Consider the following 7,138-nt stretch of genomic DNA (forward strand, 5'->3'; position numbering starts at 1 on the left):
GCCGAGTTTGCGGGGATCGTAAAGATCGGCCGCACTCACCTGCAAGACGCCACGCCGCTCACGCTCGGGCAGGAATTTAGCGGCTACGCGCATATGCTAAAGGCGAGCAAGGCGCAGATCCTCGCTACTATGCCGTTTTTAGAAGAACTTGCTATCGGCGGCACCGCGGTAGGCACCGGGCTAAACTCGCACCCGAAATTTAGCGAGATGGTAAGCGACGAGCTAAACGCGCTAACGGGCACGGCGTTTAAATTTAAATCCCATCCGAATAAATTTCACGGCCTAACCAGCCACGACGCCGAGGTGTTTTTAAGCGGCGCGCTAAACGGTCTGGCGGCAAATTTGATGAAGATCGCAAACGACGTGCGCTGGCTAGCAAGCGGGCCAAGATGCGGTATCGGCGAGATAAACATCCCCGAAAACGAGCCTGGAAGCTCGATAATGCCGGGCAAGGTAAATCCGACGCAGTGCGAAGCCGTCACGATGGTAGCGGCGCAAGTAATGGGCAACCACGTCGCGATCTCCGTCGCTGCAAGCCAGGGCAACTTCGAGCTAAACGTCTTTAAGCCGGTGCTCACGTACAACCTCATCCAAAGCATCCGCTTGCTAAGCGACGCTATGAACAGCTTTGAGAAACACTGCGCTTGCGGTATCACGGCAAATGCAGCAAAAATCGACAAGCTACTTCACGAGAGCCTAATGCTAGTAACCGCGCTAAATCCGCATATCGGCTATGCAAATGCCGCCAAAATCGCCAAAACCGCGCACCACAACGGCACGACGCTACGCGAAGAGGCGATAAAATCGGGCATACTTACCGCCGAGGAATTTGACGCGTGGGTGGTGCCTGAGGATATGATCGCGCCGAAGGAGTAAACTCGGCGCTTTGCTTTTTGGGCTCGGCGGGATTTGGGCGATTTTGCCGAGCCTTCTTTAAAATCCATAAATTTGAGAGTAAAATTTACGGTTGCGCCTTAAATTTTACTCAAATTTGCCGATATACTTTTAAATTTAAAGGTACGGTGATGGATGTAAAACTAAACATAAATTTAAACTCGAATTTGATGAGCGTGGGCAAAAGCTCTGCAGCGACTAGCGCGGTAAATTTAAACGCGGGCGCGCTAAATTTAAAAAGCGGCGATAGGGGCGATATCTTGCGCGGCGCGTCAAATTTGCCTAGCGGCGCAAACGAGGGCGAAAGCAGCGCAGATATCCTAAAAAAACAGCTAGAAAAACTACAAAAACGGCTAAAAGAGCTTGAAGCCGCGATAAAGCGAGTAAAAGCGAGCAAAAATCCATACGCAAAGGATATGGCGGCCTCGCTCGAGACGCAAAAGGGAGCGGTTTTTGCGCAGATAATGCAAATAAGCGCGCGAATTTTAGAGATGCAAGGCGGCCAGAGTAAAATTTGACGCCGTAAATTTGCCGACTGCAAAGTCAAATTTAAGTAGAGTAAATTTGCTTTTCAAATTTTAAAAAAGCAAAAAATCTTAAGGCCTTGAAATTAAATTTGCAAATTTAAGAAATAGGACGATTTTGATTTTAAAATATCAAAATACAAAAATGATTTATTAAATCTATTTTTTATACTTTAATTATTTTTAGGACTTTTCTCGCAAAAATAACACTAAAATAATAATATACTTAATCATAAAAACTAATACTTTTACTAAATATAGAATTTTAATTTTTAGTTGTAATATTTCAATATTTAAAGCTATTTGATAATGATTAAAGACAAATTTACTCTGTTATCAAAAATGTCAAAATGCAAATTTCACCAAAGGAGAGAGCATGAAAGATGACGTCCTAGTTAGGATAAACGAGAGGCTTAACGTGCTTGCCACGCTTCCGACTTTTAAAAACGGTTCAATCGGCGAAGCTTTAAAGAAAAGCGGATTTAGCAGGCGAGATTTTATGAAGTGGGCCGGCGCGATGACGGCGTTTATGGCGCTGCCTGCATCTATGGCGCCAACCGTAGCTAGAGCCGCCGAGCTTAGCGACAGGCTGCCCGTGATATGGCTACATATGGCCGAGTGCACCGGATGTAGCGAGAGTTTGCTTCGCACCGATGCGCCGAGTATAGATAGCTTGATTTTTGATTACATCAGCCTCGAGTATCATGAAACCGTGATGGCTGCGGCAGGCTGGCAGGCTGAGGAAAACCTAGAAAGTGCGATCGAAAAATACAAAGACAGATACATCCTGCTAGTCGAGGGCGGCATACCTACGGGCGATACGGAAAACTATCTAACGGTCGGTCCTTTGGGTCTTAGCGGCCTTCATCACGCAAAGCACGCGAGCGAAAACGCCGCGGCGATATTTGCTATCGGCACCTGTTCGAGCTTTGGCGGTATACAAGCGGCAAAGCCAAATCCGTCAAATTCCGTAGGCCTATCAAAAGTAACTTCAAAACCGGTCATAAACGTCCCGGGCTGTCCTCCTAGCGAGAAAAATATCGTGGGCAACGTCCTTCACTACATACTTTTCGGTACTTTGCCCGCACTTGACGTATTTAACCGTCCAAAATGGGCTTACGGACTTAGGATTCACGATCTTTGCGAGCGAAGAGGGCATTTTGACGCGGGCGAGTTCGTGCAGACCTTTGGCGACGAGGGCGCAAAAAACGGCTACTGCCTCTATAAAGTCGGCTGCAAAGGCCCATATACGTTTAATAACTGCTCTCGCGAGAGATTTAATCAGCACACTAGCTGGCCGGTGCAGGCGGGTCACGGCTGTATAGGCTGCTCGGAGCCTGATTTTTGGGATACGATGGGGCCTTTTGAGGAGCCGATGGCCGATAGGCTGTTTAACACGGTTTTGGGTCTAGGCGCCGATAACGTCAGCGATAAAATCGGCATCGGAGTGCTGGCGCTCGCAGGTATCGGTATAGCAGCGCACGCCGCGATAAGCATTTTTGCTAAAGACAAAGAGGAGGCGTAAAAATGAGCGAGCAAAGAATAGTAATAGACCCGATAACCAGGATAGAAGGCCACCTGCGCATAGAGGTCGTCGTAGATGAAAATAATGTAGTGAAAGAAGCCTACTCGGGCTCGACGCTTTGGCGCGGTATAGAGCAGGTCGTAAAGGGGCGAGATCCGAGGGATGCTGGATTTTTTATGCAGAGGATTTGCGGCGTTTGTACGTTTTCGCACTACCGCGCGGGCATCATGGCCGTCGAGAACGCGCTAGGCATCGTTCCTCCGCTAAACGCGCAGCTAACGCGCACGCTGATGAATAACGCCCTTTATATGCACGATCACGTAGTGCATTTTTATCAGCTTCACGGCCTTGACTGGGTGGACGTGGTCTCAGCTCTAAGCGCGGACGTACGCAAGGCTAGCGACGAGGCGTTTAAATACTGCGACACGCCTTACGCGACCGGCGCAGATAAGCTAAAAGAGGTAAAAGAACGCGTCGAAGCCTTCGTAAAAAAAGGAAATTTAGGACCTTTTGCCAACGCCTACTGGGGACATCCGACCTATAAATTTACGCCCGAGCAAAATTTGATCGTGCTTTCGCACTATTTAGAGTGTCTAAGGATACAAAGAACGGTAGCGCAGATGATGGCGATATTTGGCTCTAAAAACCCGCACCCGCAAAGCCTAACCGTAGGCGGCGTGACCTGCGTTATGGACCTACTTGATCCTGCAAGACTGGGCGAATACCTAACTAAATTTCAAGAAACGGCCGATTTTATTAACAGGGCGTATTATCCCGATCTCGTCATGGCTGCTAAAGTTTATGCAAACGAGCCTAGCGTGCTAAAAGACGTCGGCGTGTCAAATTTGTTCGCTTACGACGAGTTTTTAGTCGGCAGAAACGAGTATCTGATCCAAGGCGGCGCTATCCTAAACGGAGACATCAGCAAGGTTTACGAAGTAGACGGCGATAAGATCACCGAGGAAGCAACTCGCGCATGGTATAAAAACCCGGCCCCGCTGCATCCGTACGACGGGCAGACCGAGCCAAACTACACCGGCCTAAAAGATATGAAAACTCTGGACGGTCACGGCAAAGAGGTAGATACTAAAGTTTTTGACGAAAAAGGCAAATATAGCTGGATCAAAGCTCCTCGCTACGACGGCAAACCTATGCAGGTGGGCCCGATAGCAAGCATCGTGATAAACTACGCCAAAGGCAACGAGCGCGTGGTAAAAATCGTCGATAAATTTTTAAAAGATACGGGGCTTCCGCTTGAGGCGGTATTTTCTACTCTGGGTAGAACCGCAACCAGGATGCTAGAGGCCAAGCTAGTAGCCGATCACGGACTAACTGCCTTTAATAGCCTCGTAGAAAATCTAAAAACCGATCAAGAAACCTGCGCGAAGTACGTCATAGATAACGGTAAAGAGTATAAGGGAAATTTCCAAGGCAATGCTCCTCGCGGCGCGCTCAGCCACTGGTGCCGCATAAAAGACGGCGTGATAACCAACTGGCAAGCAGTCGTGCCTAGTACGTGGAACGCCTCGCCAAAAGACGCCGCAAACGTACGCGGAAGCTACGAGGAGTGCCTCATCGGGCTAAAGATCGCAGACCTAACCAAGCCGCTTGAGATCATACGCAAGATCCACTCCTATGATCCTTGTATCGCATGCGCCGTACACGTGATGGATGCGCGCGGCACGCAGCTGGGCGAATACAAAATCAACCCGAATTTGTGAAAGGAGCGGCTATGAGCGAGCATAAATTTGACCGCAAAAGCGAGTATGAATTTTCCATCGGGCTTAGAGCGACGCACTGGATCAGGTTTTTTGCCATCACCTTTTTGGTTGTGAGCGGATACTATATATCGTATGTTTTCGTTAGTCCCGAGGTCACGACCCAGCCAGTGCTGTTTATGAACGCCAAGTGGCGCGCGGCTCATCAGATCGCGGGATTTGTCCTGATAGCGTGCTTTATTTTCAAGCTTTACCTATTTATATTTGATAAATACAGCCGCAAAGAGGTCGTGAGTATCGTCGATTTTTTTAATCCAAAAGTCTGGATAGCGCAGATAAAATACTATCTGTTTTTAGGCCCGCACCCGCATCTAAAGGGCGTTTATAACCCGCTTCAGTTTGCGTCGTATTTTTTCTTTTATCTGGTGCTTTTCCTGATCTGCCTAACGGGCCTCGTGCTCTACGTCCACGTCTATCACGAGGGGCTTGGCGGGCTACTTTACGAGCCGATGAGGCAGTGTGAGGAGCTCATGGGAGGTCTAGCTAACGTCCGCACGATACACCGCATCTGCATGTGGATCATCATGGTTTTTGTCGTGGCGCACGTGTATATGGCGGTATTTAACGCCGTAAAAGGCAAAAACGGAGCTATGGACGCCATCGTAAGCGGCTACAAATACGTAAAAGACGAGCACTGATGCGCGTTTTGGTGCTAGGTATCGGCAACGTGATGTTTGGCGACGAGGGCGTTGGGGTGCATTTTGTAAAGATGATGGAGCGAAACTACAAATTTAGCCCTAAAATAGGGGCTAAATTTGACTCCGATTTAAATTTGGGCGATAAATTTGACGCGTCAAATTTGAGCGGCGACCTCGCTCGTCTAGGCAGCTCTAAATTTAGCGCGGACGGCGCAAATTTGGAGCTCAAATTTATCGACGGCGGTACGCTAGCTATGGCGCTAACGCCGGTTATTGCTTGGGCTGATTTTTTGATAGTTGTTGATTGCATCAGTGCCGAGGAGGGCGAGACGGGGGATGTTTATTTTTTCGGTTACGAGCAGATGTCGCCCGCCGTCTCGTGGAACGGCTCCGCGCACGAGGTCGAGATGCTAGAGACCTTGCGGCTCATGGAGCTTGCGGGCGATTTGCCGCGGACGAAAATTTTAGGTATCGTGCCAAAGCGTATCGAGCCTATGAGCTTTGAGCTCTCCATGCAGGCTATAAAAGGCGTAAATTTGATGGAAAAGACGCTTTTAAACGAGCTTTCGCGCCTTGGATTTTGCTACGAAAAGATTGCAAATTTTAGCGTTTCTGATATCGCTTTAGAGTTTTCAAAAAAGGGCGCGATATGATTTTAGCTTACGAGTTTGACGGCGCGAGCGAAAATTTCGCGTTTTTTCTTAAATTTTACGCGCAAAAAAGCGGGTTAAAATTTAGCATTAAAAAGGAGCTAGACTTAACGACGCTTTATGCAAAAGGCTCGCAAGAGGAGCTTTTGGCGTTTTCCGATCTACTTTCTAGCGCGCTGCCTCACAGCGTGTTTTTGCGCGGCTCAAGGGTTTGCGCGGGCGAAAATTTGCCCCAAGGCGAAGTAAGCGAGCCCGTAAATACCCTCTCAAACATCACGCCAAGCGTCGTTAGCGCCTATCTAAAAGGCGAGCTAAAAGAGTGCGAAAACGGCGTTTTTGGCGACGTTTGCGTTTTTTTAGAGGGCAAATTTACGCCTGTTACGAGGGCAAATTTTAACGAGCTTTTGGAGTTTGCTTTTAAAAATTTAAGCGCGGGCGAAAGCGTTAAATTTAAAGATATTAGCGGCGAATTTGAAGCGTCAAATTTCACCGAGCTAAACGAAAATTTTAATCTTTTAATGCCGACAAATCTTAAAAATTTACCCAAAATTTTTATCGCAAACGAAGCCGAGCAGGTTGCCTTAGCAAGCTACGAAAAGCCCGCCGTTACGCTAAAAACGACGGTGATCTACCGCGGCAATCACCCGAGTTCTCCTAGATTTTTTGATGTCTGCGCGGCTAGAGACATTTTTATCTATGCGCTTTGCGACAAGCTTTTTAAAGCGGGCGTAAATTTTATCGCTTTTAAGGCGCAAAAGCCGCCATTTAAGGCTGTGGTGCTTGAAAACGGATACATTTTTAGCGGCTCTAGGATTTATTATTCGCGCGCAAATTTGAGCCGGATAGAGGGCGCTGCGGATAAAAATCTAGCCGCTTTTAACCTCGCAAAAAAAGAATTTGACGCAGACGGCGGGATAGCTAGGATATTTTTAAGCAGGTTTAAAGACGATGAAGTTAAAATTTACCCCAAATTTGATGATTTTAACGTCTTAAATTTCGCCTTGCCCGGGAGCTTTGAGGAGCTTTACGCACAGATAAAGCGCGAGGAGGGCGGCGAGAGATTGCTTCAAAATTACGGCGAAAACTTTAGCCTGCCGCGCGGCGAGCTTGGCGTACAAAACGGCTTTTT

At 47.9% G+C, this 7,138-nt stretch carries 7 protein-coding genes; all 7 read left to right on the forward strand.

Annotated features, from left to right (window positions below):
- The coding region (locus Q0314_RS03990; RefSeq protein ID WP_298056759.1) for a class II fumarate hydratase at window positions 1-876 on the forward strand (876 nt) is incomplete at its 5' end.
- A 149-nt stretch (window positions 877-1,025) separates the two neighbouring features.
- The gene (locus tag Q0314_RS03995; protein ID WP_298056761.1) at window positions 1,026-1,412 is read left to right on the forward strand and encodes a hypothetical protein; all 387 of its coding nucleotides are present in this window, start codon (window positions 1,026-1,028) and stop codon (window positions 1,410-1,412) included.
- A 382-nt stretch (window positions 1,413-1,794) separates the two neighbouring features.
- A complete protein-coding gene (locus tag Q0314_RS04000) occupies window positions 1,795-2,943 on the forward strand; it encodes a hydrogenase small subunit (RefSeq protein WP_002947953.1) in 1,149 nt (382 codons plus the stop codon).
- A gap of 2 nt (window positions 2,944-2,945) precedes the next feature.
- Entirely contained in the window at window positions 2,946-4,664 is a 1,719-nt protein-coding gene (locus Q0314_RS04005) for a nickel-dependent hydrogenase large subunit (protein ID WP_298056764.1), read from the forward strand.
- 11 nt (window positions 4,665-4,675) lie between these two features.
- A complete protein-coding gene (cybH, locus tag Q0314_RS04010) occupies window positions 4,676-5,359 on the forward strand; it encodes a Ni/Fe-hydrogenase, b-type cytochrome subunit (RefSeq protein ID WP_002947950.1) in 684 nt (227 codons plus the stop codon).
- Window positions 5,359-6,012, forward strand: coding sequence for a HyaD/HybD family hydrogenase maturation endopeptidase (locus Q0314_RS04015; protein ID WP_298056769.1), 654 nt, complete (start codon window positions 5,359-5,361; stop codon window positions 6,010-6,012). The genes cybH and Q0314_RS04015 overlap by 1 nt, the downstream gene beginning before the upstream one ends.
- A partial coding sequence (locus Q0314_RS04020) for a hypothetical protein (RefSeq protein WP_298056772.1) occupies window positions 6,009-7,138 on the forward strand: 1,130 nt, incomplete at its 3' end. The genes Q0314_RS04015 and Q0314_RS04020, both read left to right, overlap by 4 nt.

This window comes from uncultured Campylobacter sp. (assembly GCF_938040115.1).
GTDB lineage: Bacteria > Campylobacterota > Campylobacteria > Campylobacterales > Campylobacteraceae > Campylobacter_A.

Excerpts from the sequence above, each read along its gene's own strand:
- Q0314_RS03995 (WP_298056761.1), top strand. The coding sequence starts at position 1,026 with ATGGATGTAAAACTAAACATAAATTTAAACTCGAATTTGATGAGCGTG.
- Q0314_RS04000 (WP_002947953.1), top strand. The coding sequence starts at position 1,795 with ATGAAAGATGACGTCCTAGTTAGGATAAACGAGAGGCTTAACGTGCTT.
- Q0314_RS04005 (WP_298056764.1), top strand. The coding sequence starts at position 2,946 with ATGAGCGAGCAAAGAATAGTAATAGACCCGATAACCAGGATAGAAGGC.
- cybH (WP_002947950.1), top strand. The coding sequence starts at position 4,676 with ATGAGCGAGCATAAATTTGACCGCAAAAGCGAGTATGAATTTTCCATC.
- Q0314_RS04015 (WP_298056769.1), top strand. The coding sequence starts at position 5,359 with ATGCGCGTTTTGGTGCTAGGTATCGGCAACGTGATGTTTGGCGACGAG.